The organism is Alphaproteobacteria bacterium (genome assembly GCA_019635875.1).
Taxonomy (GTDB): domain Bacteria; phylum Pseudomonadota; class Alphaproteobacteria; order Reyranellales; family Reyranellaceae; genus JAFAZJ01.
Map to the genome: position 1 here is coordinate 430,515 of JAHBYP010000002.1, position 17,307 is coordinate 447,821.

A 17,307-nucleotide genomic window follows, 5' to 3' on the forward strand; every position below is an offset into this window, starting at 1 on the left:
TCCGGGGGAAGGTAGAGTTGTGGCGCAACGCTTCGAGTCGGTTCACACTTCCGCAACTTCGCCTGTGGGAGGGCTTCATGAAGCGTGACGTCTTGCGTTGGATCGCCATCCTCGCGGTTGCCGGCGCCGCCGGCGCGGCGCACGCCCAGACCGCGATCAAGCCGGCCGTGGTCTACGGCATGGGCGGCAAGTTCGACAAGTCGTTCAACGAGGGCGTCCACAACGGCGTCACCAAGTTCAAGACCGAGACCAAGCTCGACGTCGCCGAGTTCGAGAGCAGCAACGAGACGCAGTTCGAGCAGGCGCACCGGCGCTTCGCCCAGCGCGGCCAGGACCCGATCATCGGCGTCGGCTTCTCGCAGGCGGTGGCGCTGGAGAAGATCGCCAAGGAGTTCCCCAAGATCCGTTTCACCCTGATCGACAGCAAGGTCGACCTGCCCAACGTGCAGTCGGTGCTGTTCAAGGAGCAGGAAGGCTCGTTCCTGGTCGGCTACCTGGCGGCGCTGGCGTCGAAGACCGGCAAGATCGGCTTCGTCGGCGGCATGGACATCCCGCTGATCCGCCGCTTCGCCTGCGGCTACGTCCAGGGCGCGCGCCACGCCAACGCCAAGATCGAGGTGATCCAGAACATGACCGGCACGACGCCGGCGGCGTGGAACGATCCGGGCCGCGGCGCCGAGCTCGCAAAGGGCCAGTTCGACCGCGGCGTCGACGTGATCTACGCCGCCGCCGGCGGCACCGGCATCGGCGTGCTGCAGGCGGCCAAGGATCGCGACAAGCTTGCCATCGGCGTTGATTCCAACCAGAACCATCTGCATCCCGGCACCATGCTGACCTCGATGGTCAAGCGCGTCGACCTCGTCGCCTATCAGAGCTTCCAGGCCGCCAGGGGCGGCGCGTGGAAGCCCGGCCTGCAGGTGCTGGGCCTGAAGGAAGGCGGCGTCGACTGGGCGCTCGACCAGCACAACGACATGCTGGTGACGCCGCCGATGCGCCGCCAGATGGACACGGTGAAGGCCGGCATCATCTCCGGCTCGATCAAGGTCCACGACTACATGAGCAACAATACTTGCCCGTAGAGGGCGCGGCGCCGCCGGCCGTCGAGCTGCGCGGCATCGACAAGTCGTTCGGCACGGTGCGCGCCAACAAGGGCGTGTCGCTCAGCGTCGCCAGGGGCTCGGTCACCGGCATCGTCGGCGAGAACGGTGCCGGCAAGTCGACCCTGATGAGCATCCTCTACGGGCTCTACGAGGCCGATGCCGGCGAGATCCTGATCGACGGCGAGCCCGTGCGCATTCGCGGACCGGCCGACGCCATCGCCCACGGCATCGGCATGGTCCACCAGCATTTCATGCTGGTCGACACCTTCACGGTCCTCGAGAACCTGGTGCTCGGCGCCGAAGGCGGGCCGGTGCTGCGGCGCGGCCTCGCCGCGGCGCGCCGAGAGCTTTCGCGGCTGGCGGGCGAGTACGGGCTGAGCGTCGATCCCGACGCGGTCGTCGCCGGCCTTTCGGTCGGCGAGCAGCAGCGCGTCGAGATCCTCAAGGTGCTGTTGCGCGGCGCGCGCGTGCTGATCCTCGACGAGCCCAGTGCCGTGCTCACGCCGCAGGAGACCGACCGGCTCTTTCGCATCCTCGCCACGCTGAAGGAGCGCGGCGTCACCGTTCTGCTGATCACCCACAAGCTGCGCGAGATCATCGCGGCGACCGACACGGTCTATGTCATGCGCCAGGGCGAGGTGGTCGCCGAGCGGCGCACCGCGGACACCAGTACCGAGGAGCTCGCCGAGCTGATGGTCGGCCGCAAGGTGCGCCTGACGCTCGACAAGGAGTCGGTCGAGCTCGGCGAGGTGCTGCTGAAGGCGGAGAAGCTCGCGCTCGTCGACGCGCGCGGCGTGAAGCTGCTCGACGGCATCGATCTGAAGCTGCGCGCCGGCGAGATCCTGGGCGTCGCCGGCGTCTCGGGCAACGGCCAGACCGAGCTGCTGCAGGTTCTCGCCGGCGTGCGCGCGCCGTCGGGCGGCCGCCTGCAGGTCCGCGGCCGCGTCGTCGATGCGAGCGATCCGACCGACCCGGCCGAGATGCGCGCGCTGGGGCTGTGTCATGTGCCCGAGGACCGGTTGCGCCAGGGCATGGTCGCGCCGTTCCGCGCCGCCGAGACGTCGATCCTGGGCTATCACCGGCTCAAGCCGTTCACCCGGCGCTTTCGCCTCGACCACACCGCGACCACGGCGCATTGCGGCCTGCTGATGGAGCGCTTCGACGTGCGCCCGCCGATCCCGGCGCTGCGCTCCTCGAGCTTCTCCGGCGGCAACCAGCAGAAGCTGGTGCTGGCGCGCGAGATGGATCGCACCCCGCGCATCCTGCTGGTCGGCCAGCCGACGCGCGGCGTCGACATCGGCGCCATCGAGTTCATCCATCGCCAGCTGGTGGCGGCACGCGACGCCGGCTGCGCCGTGCTGGTGGTCTCTGTCGAGCTCGAGGAGATCCTATCGCTCGCCGACCGCATCGTCGTGATGTTCGGCGGCCGCATCGTCGGCGAGGTGCCGGCGGCGAGAGCCGACGAACGCACGCTGGGCCTGATGATGGCCAACGCGCATGTGTAGCGCAGCAGCCTCCCCTTCTCCCCGCGAAGGCGGGGAGAAGGGGCCCGAAGGGCGGATGAGGGGCTTCGCGGCGTCTCAACGATGCGGACGTGAGTCGTTGCACGAGAAGCCCCTCATCCGCCTCGCTGCGCTCGGCACCTTCTCCCCACCTTCGTGGGGAGAAGGCTCATGACCACCGTCCCGCGCCGCGCGCTGCCGCCCTGGGCCGAGATCGGCCTGCTGCCGCTGGTCAACATCGCGCTGGCACTGATCACCGTCGGCGTCATCGTGACGGCGATCGGCGTCGATCCGCTGAGGGCGCTGAACCTGCTCGTCGCCGGTGCGTTGGGTTCCTCGGAGGCCATCGGCTACACGCTGTACTACGCCACCAACTTCGCCTTCACCGGGCTGGCCGTGGCCGTGGCCTTCCACGCCGGCCTGTTCAATATCGGCGGCGAGGGCCAGGCCTATATCGGCGGGCTGGGCGCCGGGCTGTGCGTGCTGGCGCTCGACCGCTTCCTGCCCGGCATCATCCTGGTGCCACTGGCGATCCTCGCCTCGGCGGCCTTCGGCGCGGCGTGGGCGGCGGTGCCGGCATGGCTGCAGGCGCATCGCGGCAGCCACATCGTCATCACCACCATCATGTTCAACTTCGTCGCCGCGGCGCTGATGGTCTACCTGATGGTCAACGTGCTGATCGCGCCCGGCTCGATGACGCCACAGAGCCGCGGCTTCGAGGCCGGCACGCTGCCGGCGATGCACGAGGCGCTGGCGGCGATCGGCATCGGCGTGGCGCGGTCGGCGCTCAATCTCTCGATCGTGCTGGCGGTGCTGTGCTGCGGCGGCGTCTGGATCTTCCTGTGGCATACGCCCTGGGGCTATTCGCTGCGCGCCATGGGCCACAACCCGGACGCCGCGACCTATGCCGGCAGCGACCTGAAGCAGCTCACCATGATGGCGATGTGCCTGTCGGGCGCGCTCGCCGGCCTCGTCGGCGTCAACGAGATCCTCGGCGTGCATCACCGCCTGGTGCTCGACTTCACCGCCGGCTACGGCTTCGCCGGCATCGCCGTGTCGCTGATGGGCCGCAACCACCCGCTGGGCATCGCGCTGGCGGCGCTGCTGTTCGGCGCCCTGCAGCAGGGCGGCGCCGAGCTCGCCTTCGAGATCCCGGCGATGACGCGCGAGATGGTCGTGGTCATCCAGGGCCTGGTGATCCTGTTCTCCGGCGCGCTCGCCAACCTGCCGCGCCCCTGGCTGCAATCCCTGCTGGCGCGGGTCAGGCGCGCATGAGCGAGGGTTTCGACCTCGTCGTGCTGACGCTCGCGGCGACCTTGCGGGTGGCCACGCCGCTGATCCTCTGCGCCATGGGCGGGCTGTTCTCGGAGCGCAGCGGCATCATCGATATCGGCCTCGAGGGCAAGATGCTGATGGCCGCCTTCGCCGCGGGCACCATCGCCGCGGTGACCGGCTCGGCCTGGCTGGCGGTAATCGCCGCCATCCTCGCCAGCACGGCGATGGCGCTGCTGCACGGCTTCGCCTGCATCACCTGGCGCGGCAACCAGGTGGTAAGCGGCGTGGCGATCAACATCATCGCCGCCGGCCTCACGATCGTGCTCGGCACGGCGTTCTTCGCCCGCGGTGGCCAGACGCCGCCGCTGGCGCCGGAAGCGCGGCTGATGCCGCTGACCCTGCCCGGCGCGGAAATGTTGGCAGGCGTGCCGGTCCTCGGGCCGATCTATCGCAGCCTGATCAGCGGCCAGAACGGGCTGGTCTATGTCGCGCTGCTGTCGGTGCCGCTGACCTGGTGGATCGTCGGCAAGACGCGGTTCGGTCTGCGGCTGCGCGCCGTGGGCGAGATGCCGCTGGCGGTCGATTCCGCCGGCATCTCGGTGGCGTGGCTGCGCTATCGCGCCGTGCTGCTGTGCGGGCTGTTGGCGGGCATCGCCGGCGCCTATCTGGCGATCGCGCAGAACGCCGGCTTCAGCCGCGACATGACGGCCGGCCAGGGCTTCATCGCCCTGGCGGCGATCATCTTCGGCAAATGGCGGCCATTGCCGGCCTTCGGCGCCTGCCTCATGTTCGGCCTGCTCGACGCCGTGGCGATCCGCCTGCAGGGCGTGCGATTGCCCAGCATTGGAGAGGTGCCGGTGCAGCTGATCCAGGCGCTGCCTTACCTGCTGACCATCCTGCTGCTGGCCGGCTTCATCGGCCGCGCCGGCGCGCCCAGGGCGATCGGCGTGCCGTACGAGAAGGAGCATTGAGTGGCCGCGCCCGATGACCTGCTGAGCCTGGCCCGCGCCATGATGGGCCGCGCCTATGCGCCCTATTCCAAGTTCCAGGTCGGCGCCGCGCTGCGCGCCGAGGACGGCTCGATCCATGGCGGCTGCAACGTCGAGAACGCCGCCTATCCCCAGGGGTGGTGCGCCGAAGCCTCGGCGATCGCCGCCCTGGTCGGCGCCGGCCGACGGCGCATCGTCGAGGCGCTGGTGATCGGCGGCGGCGAGGCGCTGTGCACGCCCTGCGGCGGCTGCCGCCAGAAGCTGCGCGAGTTCGCCGGCGAGGAGCTGCCGATCCATGTCTGCGGCCCCGAAGGCTGGCGCCGGACGCTGAGGCTGGGCGAGCTGCTGCCGCTGTCATTCGGACCGCACAATCTATGAGCGGCGAGATCGATCGCTGCCTCGGGGAGATCGCGCGCCGGGCGCCGGGCTTCGTGCCGCGGGTCGCGATGATCCTCGGCTCCGGCCTGTCCGACTTCGCGGACGAGATCGCCACACCGCGGCGCATCGACTACGCCGCGCTGCCCGGCTTCCCGCAGCCTGGCGTCGGCGGACACGCCGGCAAGCTCGTGCTCGGCACGATCGCCGGCACCAATGTCGCCGTGCTGCAGGGACGCGAGCACTATTACGAGAACGGCCGCGCCGATGCGATGAAGGTCGCGGTGCGCACACTGGCGCGGCTGGGCTGCGGCACGCTGCTGCTGACCAACGCCGCCGGCGCCATTCGCACCGACATGCGGCCGGGCGCGGTGATGGCGATCACCGACCACATCAACTTTGTCGGCGTCTCGCCGCTGTTCGGCGAGCGCGGCGACGATCGCTTCGTCGACCTGGGCGACGCCTATGACCCGGCGCTGCGTGCGCGCCTGCAGGAGGTGGCGCGCGCCGCCGGCATCGCCCTGCACGAGGGCGTCTACATCTGGTTCGCCGGCCCGAGTTTCGAGACGCCGGCCGAGATTCGCGCCGCCGGCCGGCTGGGCGCCGACGCCGTGGGCATGTCGACCGTGCCCGAGGTGGTGGTGGCGCGGCATGCCGGCATGAAGGTCGCGGCATTGTCGCTGATCACCAACATGGCCGCCGGGCTGAGCGACGAATCGCTGGGCCATGCGCAGACCATGGCCGTGGCACGCGAGGGCGCGCGCACCATGCATCGCCTGCTGCACGACTTCATCGGCTCGCTATGCTGATCCCGCAGGAGATCATTCGCAGGAAGCGCGACGGCCACGCGCTGTCGGCCGAGGAGATCGCCTTCATCGTCAGAGGCATCACCAACGGCGGCCTGACCGGGGGGCAGGTCGCGGCCTTCGCCATGACCGTGTTCTTTCGCGACATGTCGAGCGAGGAGCGCGTGGCGCTCACTCTCGAGATGGCGAATTCCGGCATCCGGCTCGACTGGCGCGATCTGAACCTGCCCGGACCCGTCATCGACAAGCACTCCAGCGGCGGTGTGGGCGACAAGGTCAGCCTGATGCTGGCGCCGATCGCCGCTGCCTGCGGCTGTTACGTGCCGATGATCTCCGGCCGCGGCCTGGGCCATACCGGCGGCACGCTCGACAAGCTGGCCTCGATCCCGGGCTACGACACGCAGCCCGACATCGCCGCCTTCCGCCGCGTCGTGCGCGAGGTCGGCTGCGCCATCATCGGCCAGACCGATGATCTCGCACCCGCCGATCGGCGGCTCTATGCCATCCGCGATACCACGGGCAGCGTCGAGACCATCCCGCTGCTGGTGAGCTCGATCCTGTCGAAGAAGCTCGCCGCCGGGCTGGACGGCCTGGTGATGGACGTGAAGGCCGGCTCCGGCGCTTTCGCCGACAGCCCCGAGATGGCGCGCGATCTCGCCGACAGCCTGGTCGACGTCGCCAACGGCGCGGGACTGCCGACCGTGGCGCTGATCACCGACATGAACAGCGTGCTGGGCCGCGATGTCGGCAACGCGCTCGAGGTCGCCGAGACCGTCGCCTATCTGCGCGACGGCACAACGCGCGAGCCGCGCCTGCACGCGGTGGTGATGGCGCTGGCGGCCGAGATGCTGGTGCTGGGCAAGCTGGTGCCGACGCAGGAGGCCGGCCGCGCCCGCGCCGAGACCGCGCTGGCCGACGGCAGCGCGGCGGATCGCTTCGCGCGCATGGTCGCCGCCCTGGGCGGGCCGCGCGATTTCATGGAGCGTGCCAGCCGGCATCTACCGGTCGCGCCCGTTGTGCGTGCCTGCGCGGCGACGCGTTCGGGCTTCGTCACCGGCATGAACGCCCGCCAGGTCGGCATCGCCGTCGTCACCCTGGGCGGCGGCCGCGGCAAGCCGACGGACGCCATCGACGCCGCGGTCGGCCTCACCGATGTCGCGCCGATCGGCCAGGCGGTGCGGGCCGGCGATCCGTTGGCGATCGTGCACGCCACCGGCGAGGCCGACGCCGACGACGCCGACGCCATCCTGCGCCAGGCCATCCGTATCGAGGACGCCGCGCCGCCGGCCCAGCCGGTGATCCGCGCGCGCGTCGCGCCGCGATGCTGAGTGCCGGCCAGCGCGAGGCCTATGCCCGCGACGGCTTCCTCGTGCTCGAGGGTTTTGTGCCGGTGGCGGATTGCGACGCCCTGCAGGCGCGCGCCGCGCAGCTTGTGGCCACATTCGATCCCGGCCCGGCGCGCACCGTGTTCTCGAGCAACGACCAGGGGCATGCGCGCGACGCGTATTTCCGCGAATCCGGTGGCGCCATCCGCTTCTTCTTCGAGGACGACGCGCGCACGCTGAACAAGATCGGCCACGCACTGCACGATCTCGATCCCGTCTTCGACCGCGTCTCACGCGCGCCGCGCATGCGCGATCTCGTCGAGGCGCTCGGCGTCAAGCGGCCGCTGCTGCTGCAATCGATGTATCTGTTCAAGCAGCCCTTCGTCGGCGGCGAGGTCGACTGGCACCAGGACGCGACCTTCCTGCTCACCGAGCCGTCGAGCGTCGTCGGGCTGTGGATCGCGCTCGACGACGCCACCCGCGACAATGGCTGCCTCGTCGCCCTGCCCGGCGCACATCGCGGCCCCCTGCGCCGGCACTTCACGCGCGACGGCGCGATGTTCACTCTCGACGAGACGCCGTGGCCCGACGTCGAACCGGTGGCGCTGGAAGCGCCGCGCGGTACACTGATCGTGCTGCACGGACTGTTGCCGCACGCCAGCGCCGCAAACCGATCGCCGCGCCAGCGGCATGCCTATTCGCTGCATATCATTGACGACGAGGCGCGCTACACGGACGACAACTGGCTGCAGCGTCCGCACCTGCCATTGCGAGGCTTCGCATGAGCACCGTCGACGCCCTGCCCAAGGCCGAGCTGCATTGCCACATCGAGGGCGCGATGGCGCCGGCGCTGGCCCACGCCATCGCCGCCCGCAACGACGTGACCCTGCCCCCGAGCCTGTTCACCGAGCAGGGTGGCGGCTATGCGTGGCGCAATTTCAATGAGTTCCTGATGGCCTACGACGCCGCCGCCGGCGCGATGCGGACCGCCGGCGACTACAGCGAGCTGATGTACGGCTACCTCGCCGCCTGCGCCGCCGAGGGTGCCATCTACGTCGAGATGTTCACCTCGCCCGATCATGCCATCGCCATCGGCCTGGGCCATGCCGCGCAGCTCGCCGGGCTGGCTGCCGGCATCGATCGCGCGCATGCCGAGTTCGGCATCGTCTCGCGGCTGATCCCCTGCTGCCTGCGCCATCTCGGGCCCCAGCGTGCGCTCGAGGTCGCGCGGCTCGTTGCCGCCGAGCCGCATCCCTACGTCGTCGGCTTCGGCATGGCCGGCGACGAGCTGCTGCACACGCCGGCCGATTTCGCGCCGGCCTTCGGCGTCGCCGACAATGCCGGCCTCGCCTGCACGGTGCACGCCGGCGAGGTGGCCGGCGCGCACAGCGTGCGCGACGCCATCGCCGCCCTGCCGGTCAGCCGCATCGGCCACGGCGTCCGCTCGATCGAGGATCCCGGCCTGGTGGCGGAGCTGGCACGGCGTGGCACCGTGCTCGAGGTCTGCCCTGTCAGCAACCTTGCGCTCGGGCTGTATCCCGATCCCGTGAGCCATCCGCTTCGCCGGTTGCTCGACGCCGGTTGCCGGGTCACGCTGAACTCGGACGATCCGGCGTTCTTCGCGACGTCGATCGGCAATGAGTACGCGATGGCGTCGGCGCACATGGGTCTTTCGGCATCCGAATTGCTGGCGATCACCCGCACCGCCATCGAGGCGGCATTCGTCGACACGCAAACCCGGCGAGCACTGCTCGCCCGCATCGAGAAGGGAGACCAGACATGACCGCGATAACCAGAGGCCGTATGCTCACCGCCATGGCGGGTTTCGCGCTTGCCGGCTCGCTGCCGATGCCGGCGCGCGCTCAGGATGGACCTGCGCCCAACGACCTGCTGCTGGCGACCCTGTGGACGCAGCGTTCGGTCGAGTACAAGGCCAACTGCCTGACGGCGTTCACGCTGGCGCGCCTGCGTTTCGACGAGGCGCTGGCCAGCAAGAGCTGGACCGGCGCGCCCAACGAGCAGAAGGGCGACTTCCAGAACCTGCCGCCGGCGGTGATCGCCGATCTCGACGAGACGCTGATCGACAACTCGCTGTACCAGGTCTGGATGCTGAAGAACGACAAGACCTTCAGCCTCGAGACCTGGAGCAGGTTCTGCGCCACCCAGACCTCGACGGCGATTCCCGGCGCGATCGAGTTCTGCAAGTACGCCGACTCCAAGGGCGCCAAGATCTTCTACGTCACGAACCGCGACGCCAGGGACAAGGAGGCGACCAAGCAGAACATGGCGAAGCTCGGCTTCCCGATGGGCGGCAACGTCGACGTCTTCATGACCCGGGGCGAGAAGCCGGACTGGGGCAGCGCCAAGAGCACGCGCCGCGCGGCAGTGGCCAAGGACTACCGCGTGCTGCTCAACATCGGCGACAACTACGGCGATTTCGACGACGCCTATCGCGGCAGCGAGGCGCAGCGGCTGGCCGCCTTCCAGGCCAACGCCGAGCGCTTCGGCCGCGAATGGATCATGATCGCCAATCCGACCTACGGCTCCTTCGACACCGCGCCGTTCGGCCACGACTTCAAGAAGTCGCGCGCCGAGCAGCGCAAGGCCAAGCACGACGCGCTGCAGGCCTGGCCGGGTTGAACTCGGGTGCTCAGCGCCGCAATCCTGTTGCGCGTCGCCTGGGCGTTGTGGGGGTTGAGCTGGATCGCCGCCAGCCTGTGGTCGGCACGCTCGGTCGGGCGGGCGCCGCTACGCGCGGCGCTCGCCAACCGCGTCGTCACCATCATCGGCGCCATCCTGCTGTTCGGCGGCCTCTATGCCTGGCCCGGCGCACCCCTGCTGTGGTCGGTCGGCCCGACCGCCGCCATCGTGCTCGGCGTGCTGATGGTCGGCGGCTTCGCTTTCGCGTGGTGGGCGCGCCTCCATCTGGGGCGCTACTGGTCCAGCGGCATCACGCGCAAGGAGGGGCACCGGATCGTCGATACCGGGCCCTACGGCCTGACGCGGCACCCGATCTATACCGGGCTGATCTGGGCGGCGCTGGCGATGGCTGTCGCCGAAGCCTCGCTGCCGGCCGTCATCGGCGGCGCGCTGTTCTCGCTCGGTCTGTGGCTCAAGGCGACCGCCGAGGAGACGTTCCTGAGCAGCGAGCTCGGCGCGGCGACCTACGACGCCTATCGCCGGCGCGTGCCGATGCTGGTGCCCTTCATGCCGACGCCAGACTGATCAGTTCCGTATGCGCACCGGCAGGGCGCGGTAGCCGCGGATGAAGTTGGAGTAGAGCCGCCTGGGCGGGCCGGCGACCTCGATGTCGAGATCGCGCTTGAGGATCTCCTCCCAGAGGATGCGCAGCTGCAGGTCAGCGAGCCGGTCGCCGACGCAGCGATGCACGCCGGCGCCGTAGGCGAGATGCTGGCGCGGCCGGGCGCGATCGACGACGAAGTGGTCGGCGCGCTCGATGGCGTTCTCGTCGCGATTGCCTGACACGTACCACATCACGACCTTGTCGCCCTTGCGGATCGTCTTGCCGCCCAGTGTCGTGTCCTCGCGCGCCGTGCGGCGCATGTGGATCACCGGCGTCTGGTAGCGGATGGTCTCGGACACCAGACTGGGCACGAGCGCGGGATTGGCGCGCAGCTTGGCCCATTCGCCGGGATTGGACGCCAGCGCCAGCAGGCCACCGGTCATGCTGTTGCGCGTCGTGTCGTTGCCGCCGACGATCAGCAGCGCCAGCGTGCCGACGAACTCGCGCGGTTCCATGTTCCGCGTCGCGTCGCCATGCGCCAGCATCGAGATGAGGTCGAAGCGCGGCGGCGCGTTGATTCGCTCGTTCCACAGCCCGGCGAAGTACTGCGCCATCCTGCCCAGCTCGGCGAAGCGTTCGTCCTCGGAACGGACCGGCGCGTCGGGCGAGTTGACGTTGGCGATGGCCACGTCGGACCAGAAGGTGAGCTTGCGCCAGTCCTCCCAGGGAAAATCGAACAGCGTCGCCAGCATCATGGTGGTGAGCTCGATCGACACGCGGTCGACCCAGTCGAAGACCTCGCCGCGCGGCAGCCCGTCGAGCGTATCCGACGTGCGCTGGCGGATCGTGGCTTCCATGTTGGCGATGTTGCTGGGCGCCACGATCGGCGCGACGGTGCGCCGGCGCACGGTGTGATCGGGCGGATCCATGCGGATGAAGCTGGCGAACTCGCCGGGGCGCGCGATCTCGGCGATCTGGATGCCGCCGAGCTCCTGCGAAGACGAGTACACCGCGTGATTGACCTCGACCTCCATGATGTCGGCGTAGCGCGTCACCGACCAGTACGGCCCGTACGGGCTGTCAGCGCAATGATGGACGGGATCCTCGCGGCGCAGTCGCTCGAACAGCGGCCGCCACTTGTCGTGCTCGTAGAGGCCGGGGTCACTGACATCGATGCTGGCGATCGACATGACGTTTCCTCAGTTTCACCGCAGACACGCATGGCCGCAGCGACGAGTCAAATCCATCCGGAATGGACCCGACCTTTGTGGGCAATCACGGTGGATTGACGGATAAACAACGCAGGGGTGCCTGGGAAGGCGGTTGGGGGAAATGAGTCCATGAACTTCATTCGACAGCTGTGCCGCGACGAGAGCGGCGCCACATCACTCGAGTTCGGGTTGATCATCTCGCTGCTCGCCGTGATCTCGATCCCCTCCTTCGAAGCGCTCGGCAACAACCTCGCCGTGGTGATGACCAAAGTCGCCTTCGCCCAGTGTCAGGCGAGCGAGACGATCTGCCTGATGGTCGAGCCGAAATAGGCCCCCCGGCCATGTCGCGCTGGCGTCCGGCTCGGCGAGCCTCTACCGTCCCGGCTGAACGAACCGGGACGAGGGAAGGCCCGCATCATGGCGGCAACGACACTAGGCAATCCTTTCGATCTGCCTGAAGCCACTTTGCGGGCGCAGACCAATTCCAAATGGAGCAAGTACGGGCCGGACGTGCTGCCGGCCTTCGTCGCGGAGATGGATTTCCGCGTCGCCGAGCCGATCCAGGCCGCGGTCCGCCGCATCGTCGACAAGACCGACTATGGCTATCCCATGCGCAACGGCGCCAAGGCCGGCGGTGCGCTGTGCGCCGCCTTCGCCGAGCGCATGAAGGGCCGCTTCGGCTGGCAGACCGATCCCGATCTGGCCCTGCCGCTGGCCGACCTGGTGCAGGGCACATACGCGCCGGTGCTGGCGTTCAGCGAGCCGGGCGACGGCGTGGTGCTGCAGATGCCGAGCTACCCGCCGTTCCAGGAGGTGCTGCGCGTCACCGGCCGGCGCATGATCCCGCTGCAGATGCGCGACACCGGCAGCACGCACGTCAACCGGCTGGAGGAGATCGAGAAGCAGGTCGACGCGCGCACCCGCATCTTCGTGCTGTGCAACCCACAGAACCCGACCGGCCGCGTCTTCAGCCGAGACGAGCTGATGGCCTTCGGCAAGTTCGCCATCGAGCGCGATATGATCGTGATCTCCGACGAGATCCACCAGGACATCGTCTATCCCGGCCACCGGCATTTTCCGTTCGCCTCGCTCGGGCCTGACTATGCTGCGCGCACCATCACCATCACGTCGGCGACCAAGAGCTTCAACATCCCGGGCCTGCGCAGCGCCATCATCCATTTCGGCACGCCGCAGCTGCGCGACCGCTTCCTCGGCCGCATTCCCGCCCGCCTGATGGGCGATCCCAACGCGATCGGCGTCGACGCCACCATCGCGGCATGGAAGGAGGGCCAGCCCTGGCTGGATTCGGTGGTGGCCCACCTGCAGCGGGCGCGCGACCACATGGTAGGCACGATCAAGTCGGAGGTGCCGCAGATCAAGGTGCACGCGCCCGAGGGCACGTTCCTCGCCTGGCTCGACTGTACCGCGCTGGGGCTCAATGCACCGGCCTTCGACTTCTTCCACGACAAGGCGAAGATCGCCTTCAGCGCCGGCGAGACCTTCGACCCCGCGTGCGCGCAGTTCGTCCGCTTCAACTTCGCGACCTCGATGCCGATCCTCGATGGCATCCTCGATCGCCTGGTCACCAGCACGCGGGCGCGCCTGAAGACGTAAGGTCGCAGCACAAGGCAGCCGTCAGCCGGCCAGTGTACTGTCCGGCCATGCTTGCCCGTCACCTCCTCCCGCGTCGCCGCCTTCTGATCACCGGTGCCGTCACGGTCGCGGCGCCCGCCATCGTGCGCGCGCAGCCCCGCCTGTCGTCGATGCCGTTCACGCTGGGCGTCGCATCGGGCAGTCCGCGACCCGATCGTGTCGTGCTGTGGACCCGGTTGGCGCCGACGCCGCTGGAAGGCGGCGGCATGCCGGACGCGCCCGTCGATGTCGCGTGGGAACTGGCCGAGGACGAGCGCTTCGCGCGCATCGCCGCACGCGGCACCTTCCGCGCGATTACGGCCGAAGCGCATTCCCTCCATGTCGAGGCCGGCGGGCTGCGGCCAGCGCGGCCCTACTGGTACCGCTTCCACGCCGCGGGCCACACCAGCCCGGTCGGCCGCACGCGCACCGCGCCGGCCGACGGTGCCAGGACGGATCGCCTGCACCTGGGCCTGGCGTCCTGCCAGCAGTACGAGCAGGGCTGGTACACCGCCTATCGCCACATGGCCGCCGAGCCGCTCGACCTTGTGGTGCATGTCGGCGACTACATCTACGAGATGTCCTGGGGCCGACGGCATGTGCGCAAGCACGGCACGGCCAATCCCACGACCCTGGCCGAGTACCGCGACCGCTACGCGCTCTACAAGAGCGACGCCGATCTCCAGGCGGCGCACGCAGCGTGTCCGTGGGTCGTGACCTGGGACGACCACGAGGTCGAGAACGACTACACCGACGACCGCTCGCCGATGACCTCGGACCGCGGATTCTTCCTGCGCCGGCGCGCCGCGGCCTATCGCGCCTGGTACGAGCACATGCCAGTGCCGCCGTCCATGGCGCCGAGCGGTCCGGGCATGCGCATCCACGATTCGTGGCGCTTCGGCGATCTTGTCGACCTGTTCCTGCTCGACGACCGGCAGTACCGCTCGCACCACGCCTGCGCCGACGGCAAGGGCGGCCGCGCGCTGTTCACCGATTGCGCCGAGCGCATCGACCCGCGCCGCACCATGCTGGGCGCCGGGCAGGAGGCCTGGCTGCGCGACGGCCTGTCGCGCGCGCGCGGGCGCTGGACCCTGATCGCGCAGCAGACCCTGATGGCCGAGGCCGACCGCGCCGCCGCCGATGCCGGCGAGCGCGCCTATTGGATGGACGGCTGGGACGGCTATCCTGCGGCGCGCCAGCGCCTGCTCGACGCCATGGCGGCACGGCGCAATGCCAACCACGTCGTGCTGGGCGGCGACATCCACATGTATGCCGTGGCCGATATCCGCGCCGGCAACGGTCCGGTGGTCGCCTCGGAGTTCGTCGGCACCTCGATCAGCTCGGTGGGGCCCAACGCCGAGCGCGTGCGAACGCTCGAAGCCCGCAATCCGCACCTGAAGTACCTACGCGGCGACAAGCGCGGCTATGTCTTGGTCGACCTCACGCCCGCGTCCTGCCAGGCGCATTTCGAGATCGTCGACGACGTCTTCGACCCCAAATCCGGCAAGCGCCGACTGGCCAGCTTCGCCGTGGCGGCCGGCAAGCCGGGCGCGGTGCCGGCATAGCCATCAGTACCTTCCCCCGGAGGGGGAAGGTGCCCGAAGGGCGGAAGGGGGATGTCCAAGCCGAACGCAGGAGTCCGTCTTCGACATCCCCCATCCGGCGCTCCGCGCCACCTTCCCCCTCCGGGGGAAGGTATGAGTTTCGACGCAACGCTGACATTCCTGCCTCCGCTTGCCAGACGCCACGGCCGGGAGTAGCGATCCATCCATAAGACCGGAGGGATCGCGACATCATGAGCAAGCGCACGCCATTGACTGGACCCAGCGTCTGGCTCGGCAGCGACATTGTCCATTCCCGCCGCTGGATCCGCGACCTGCCGCCGGGCGCGGCGGCGGAGATCGACGCGGCCCTGCAGGGCGTCAAGCGGCGTGGCCTGGAGTGGTCGTCGATCACCAAGGCGGATTTCCCGCTGCCCTCGCTCGCGCCGCTGTTCGACGACATCCGCGACGAGCTCGAGAACGGCAGCGGCATGATCAAGCTGCGCGGCATGCCGGTCCAGACCTATAGCGAGGACGAGCTGCGCCAGCTCTACTACGGCTTCGGCCAGCATCTCGGCACGACGGTCTACCAGAATCGCAGCGGCGAGCTGATGCGCGCCATTCGCGACGAGGGCGCCCATGTCGGCCGCACCTATGGGCAGGTGCAGACGAGGGACGCCAGCGGTCAGAGCGGCACCTTCCTGTCGTCCTATGCGCGCACGCTGACCAACAACCTGCTGCGCTTCCACACCGACCGCACCGACGTGGTCGGCCTGCTGTGCGTGCGCCAGGCCAAGGCCGGCGGCGTCAGCCGGCTGTGCAGCACCGGGGCGATCCACAACGCCATCCTGGAGAAGCGGCCCGATCTGCTCGACGTGCTGTTCGAGGATTTCTACCGCAGCCGGCTGGGCGAGGAGTCGAAGGATCCCGCGACGGTCTACAGGCTGCCGATCTTCGGCCTGCGCGACGGAAGGCTCACGAGCCACTACTCGCTGACCTTCATCGAGGCCGCCGAGCTGGTGCCGGGCGTGCCGAAGCTCACCGTGGCGCAGCGCGAGGCGATCGACCTGCTGATGGCGACCGCCGAGGAGCTCGCCTTCGAGATGACGCTTGATCCGGGCGACCTGCAGCTGATCAACAGCCACGTCACCTATCACGGCCGCACCGCCTTCACCGACGAGTTCGAGAGCGGCCACAGCCGCCTGCTGCTGCGCCTGTGGTTCACCATGCCCAACAACCGCGCGCTGCCGGTGGGCCACGAGGTGCTGTGGCGCGAGATCGAGGCCGGACGGCCGCGCGGCGGCATTGCGCAGGTGACGGCGTAGTCTTCTGGGACCGCCGGCGTCCCGCCGGCTCTTCCTTCATGATGCCGGCGAGGCGCCGGCGCTCCCAAAGAGGAAACGCCGATGCAAGAGGTCGCCACCGGCTACGGCCTGATCGAAGGGCCGGTCTGGGATTCCGCCAGGGGCCTATACTTCAGCGACGTGATGAACGGCGGCGTCTTCCTGCTCGACCGCGCTGACAAGGTAAGCCTCGCGGTGCCCAAGCGGCGCGGCATCGGCGGCATGGCCCTGCACGCCGAGGGCGGCCTTGTCGTCGGCGGCCGCGACATCGTCCATGTGCGGCCCGGCACAGAGGGCTCGACGACGCTGCTCGCAGCCTCCGACACGCCGGGCGGCATCGGCTTCAACGACCTGACCACCGATCCGGCCGGCCGCATTTACGTCGGCTCGCTGGCCTATCGCGTCTTCGGTGGCGAACCGCCCAAGCCCGGCCATCTGCACGTCATCGATCTCGACCGCACGATGCGCACCGTCTCCGACGGCGTGATGCTGACCAACGGCCTGGGCACCTCGCCCGACGGCAGGAGGCTGTACCATTCCGATGCCCGGGCCGAGATCGTGCGCGTCTACGACCTCGCCGCCGACGGCTCGGTCGGGCCGTGGCGCGTCTTCGCCTCGATGGGCGTCGGCCGCGTGCCCGACGGGCTGAAGGTCGCCACCGACGGTTCTGTCTGGGTCGCCGACGCCCATGGCGGGCGCGTCGCGGTGTTCAATTCCGACGGCTCGCACCGCAAGGACGTCGCCGTGCCGCTGCCCATGGTCACCAGCCTGTGCTTCGCCGGCGAGGACATGCGCGATCTCTACGTGGTGACCGGCTCACGCGGCGGACCCCGGGAGAATTGTGGCACCGTCTTCCGGACCCGCGCCGACGTGCCCGGCCTGAAGCTGGCGCCAGCCCGGGTGAAGCTCGGCTGAAAGCCCGCTTGCCGGTCACCCTGCGTTACGCGCCGGTCATACCGTCTCC

17 protein-coding genes are annotated in these 17,307 nt (G+C 69.4%); 16 read left to right on the top strand and 1 reads right to left on the bottom strand.

Annotated features, from left to right (window positions below; genetic code table 11):
* Positions 1-77: 77 nt before the first annotated feature.
* The 11 genes from KF889_08225 to KF889_08275 all read left to right on the top strand — a co-directional run bounded on the left by KF889_08225 (position 78) and on the right by KF889_08275 (position 10,597).
* Entirely contained in the window at positions 78-1,079 is a 1,002-nt protein-coding gene (locus KF889_08225) for a BMP family ABC transporter substrate-binding protein (protein ID MBX3499414.1), read from the top strand.
* Positions 1,070-2,605 carry an ABC transporter ATP-binding protein gene (locus KF889_08230; GenBank protein MBX3499415.1) on the top strand — a complete coding sequence of 512 codons (1,536 nt, stop codon included), beginning with the start codon at positions 1,070-1,072 and terminating at the stop codon, positions 2,603-2,605. Before KF889_08225 ends, KF889_08230 begins: the two co-directional genes overlap by 10 nt.
* 168 nt (positions 2,606-2,773) lie before the next feature.
* A complete protein-coding gene (locus KF889_08235; protein ID MBX3499416.1) occupies positions 2,774-3,877 on the top strand; it encodes an ABC transporter permease in 1,104 nt (367 codons plus the stop codon).
* On the top strand, positions 3,874-4,848 hold the full coding sequence (locus tag KF889_08240; protein ID MBX3499417.1) for an ABC transporter permease: 975 nt from the start codon (positions 3,874-3,876) through the stop codon (positions 4,846-4,848). The genes KF889_08235 and KF889_08240 overlap by 4 nt, the downstream gene beginning before the upstream one ends.
* Positions 4,849-5,244 (top strand): cytidine deaminase, encoded by a 396-nt coding sequence (locus tag KF889_08245; protein ID MBX3499418.1) that lies wholly within the window; start codon positions 4,849-4,851, stop codon positions 5,242-5,244.
* Positions 5,241-6,050, top strand: coding sequence for a purine-nucleoside phosphorylase (locus KF889_08250; protein ID MBX3499419.1), 810 nt, complete (start codon positions 5,241-5,243; stop codon positions 6,048-6,050). Before KF889_08245 ends, KF889_08250 begins: the two co-directional genes overlap by 4 nt.
* Entirely contained in the window at positions 6,047-7,375 is a 1,329-nt protein-coding gene (gene deoA / locus KF889_08255) for a thymidine phosphorylase (protein ID MBX3499420.1), read from the top strand. The genes KF889_08250 and deoA overlap by 4 nt, the downstream gene beginning before the upstream one ends.
* A complete protein-coding gene (locus KF889_08260; GenBank protein ID MBX3499421.1) occupies positions 7,369-8,157 on the top strand; it encodes a phytanoyl-CoA dioxygenase family protein in 789 nt (262 codons plus the stop codon). Before deoA ends, KF889_08260 begins: the two co-directional genes overlap by 7 nt.
* Positions 8,154-9,155 (top strand): adenosine deaminase, encoded by a 1,002-nt coding sequence (gene add, locus KF889_08265; GenBank protein ID MBX3499422.1) that lies wholly within the window; start codon positions 8,154-8,156, stop codon positions 9,153-9,155. The genes KF889_08260 and add overlap by 4 nt, the downstream gene beginning before the upstream one ends.
* Positions 9,152-10,012: a 5-nucleotide phosphatase gene (locus KF889_08270; GenBank protein MBX3499423.1), complete on the top strand. Its 861-nt coding sequence runs from the start codon at positions 9,152-9,154 to the stop codon at positions 10,010-10,012. Before add ends, KF889_08270 begins: the two co-directional genes overlap by 4 nt.
* A gap of 6 nt (positions 10,013-10,018) precedes the next feature.
* Positions 10,019-10,597, top strand: a complete 579-nt coding sequence (locus KF889_08275; GenBank protein MBX3499424.1) for an isoprenylcysteine carboxylmethyltransferase family protein — start codon at positions 10,019-10,021, stop codon at positions 10,595-10,597.
* Here the strand turns inward: KF889_08275 and KF889_08280 are convergent, their stop codons facing one another.
* Positions 10,598-11,806 carry a cytochrome P450 gene (locus KF889_08280; GenBank protein ID MBX3499425.1) on the bottom strand — a complete coding sequence of 403 codons (1,209 nt, stop codon included), beginning with the start codon at positions 11,804-11,806 and terminating at the stop codon, positions 10,598-10,600.
* Positions 11,807-11,956: 150 nt separating this feature from the next.
* Here KF889_08280 and KF889_08285 point away from each other — a divergent pair, with 150 nt between their 5' ends.
* The 5 genes from KF889_08285 (at position 11,957) to KF889_08305 (ending at position 17,258) form a co-directional block, all read left to right on the top strand.
* Positions 11,957-12,157: a Flp family type IVb pilin gene (locus KF889_08285; GenBank protein ID MBX3499426.1), complete on the top strand. Its 201-nt coding sequence runs from the start codon at positions 11,957-11,959 to the stop codon at positions 12,155-12,157.
* Between the two features lie 135 nt (positions 12,158-12,292).
* Entirely contained in the window at positions 12,293-13,441 is a 1,149-nt protein-coding gene (locus KF889_08290; protein MBX3499427.1) for an aminotransferase class I/II-fold pyridoxal phosphate-dependent enzyme, read from the top strand.
* A gap of 47 nt (positions 13,442-13,488) precedes the next feature.
* Positions 13,489-15,024 (top strand): alkaline phosphatase D family protein, encoded by a 1,536-nt coding sequence (locus tag KF889_08295; protein ID MBX3499428.1) that lies wholly within the window; start codon positions 13,489-13,491, stop codon positions 15,022-15,024.
* Between the two features lie 230 nt (positions 15,025-15,254).
* Positions 15,255-16,325 carry a TauD/TfdA family dioxygenase gene (locus tag KF889_08300; protein MBX3499429.1) on the top strand — a complete coding sequence of 357 codons (1,071 nt, stop codon included), beginning with the start codon at positions 15,255-15,257 and terminating at the stop codon, positions 16,323-16,325.
* 81 nt (positions 16,326-16,406) lie between these two features.
* Positions 16,407-17,258, top strand: a complete 852-nt coding sequence (locus KF889_08305) for an SMP-30/gluconolactonase/LRE family protein (protein MBX3499430.1) — start codon at positions 16,407-16,409, stop codon at positions 17,256-17,258.
* Positions 17,259-17,307 lie beyond the last annotated feature (49 nt).

Excerpts from the sequence above, each read along its gene's own strand:
- KF889_08225 (MBX3499414.1), top strand. The coding sequence starts at position 78 with ATGAAGCGTGACGTCTTGCGTTGGATCGCCATCCTCGCGGTTGCCGGC.
- KF889_08235 (MBX3499416.1), top strand. The coding sequence starts at position 2,774 with ATGACCACCGTCCCGCGCCGCGCGCTGCCGCCCTGGGCCGAGATCGGC.
- KF889_08240 (MBX3499417.1), top strand. The coding sequence starts at position 3,874 with ATGAGCGAGGGTTTCGACCTCGTCGTGCTGACGCTCGCGGCGACCTTG.
- KF889_08250 (MBX3499419.1), top strand. The coding sequence starts at position 5,241 with ATGAGCGGCGAGATCGATCGCTGCCTCGGGGAGATCGCGCGCCGGGCG.
- KF889_08260 (MBX3499421.1), top strand. The coding sequence starts at position 7,369 with ATGCTGAGTGCCGGCCAGCGCGAGGCCTATGCCCGCGACGGCTTCCTC.
- add (MBX3499422.1), top strand. The coding sequence starts at position 8,154 with ATGAGCACCGTCGACGCCCTGCCCAAGGCCGAGCTGCATTGCCACATC.
- KF889_08270 (MBX3499423.1), top strand. The coding sequence starts at position 9,152 with ATGACCGCGATAACCAGAGGCCGTATGCTCACCGCCATGGCGGGTTTC.
- KF889_08280 (MBX3499425.1), bottom strand. The coding sequence starts at position 11,806 with ATGTCGATCGCCAGCATCGATGTCAGTGACCCCGGCCTCTACGAGCAC.
- KF889_08285 (MBX3499426.1), top strand. The coding sequence starts at position 11,957 with ATGAACTTCATTCGACAGCTGTGCCGCGACGAGAGCGGCGCCACATCA.
- KF889_08295 (MBX3499428.1), top strand. The coding sequence starts at position 13,489 with ATGCTTGCCCGTCACCTCCTCCCGCGTCGCCGCCTTCTGATCACCGGT.
- KF889_08300 (MBX3499429.1), top strand. The coding sequence starts at position 15,255 with ATGAGCAAGCGCACGCCATTGACTGGACCCAGCGTCTGGCTCGGCAGC.
- KF889_08305 (MBX3499430.1), top strand. The coding sequence starts at position 16,407 with ATGCAAGAGGTCGCCACCGGCTACGGCCTGATCGAAGGGCCGGTCTGG.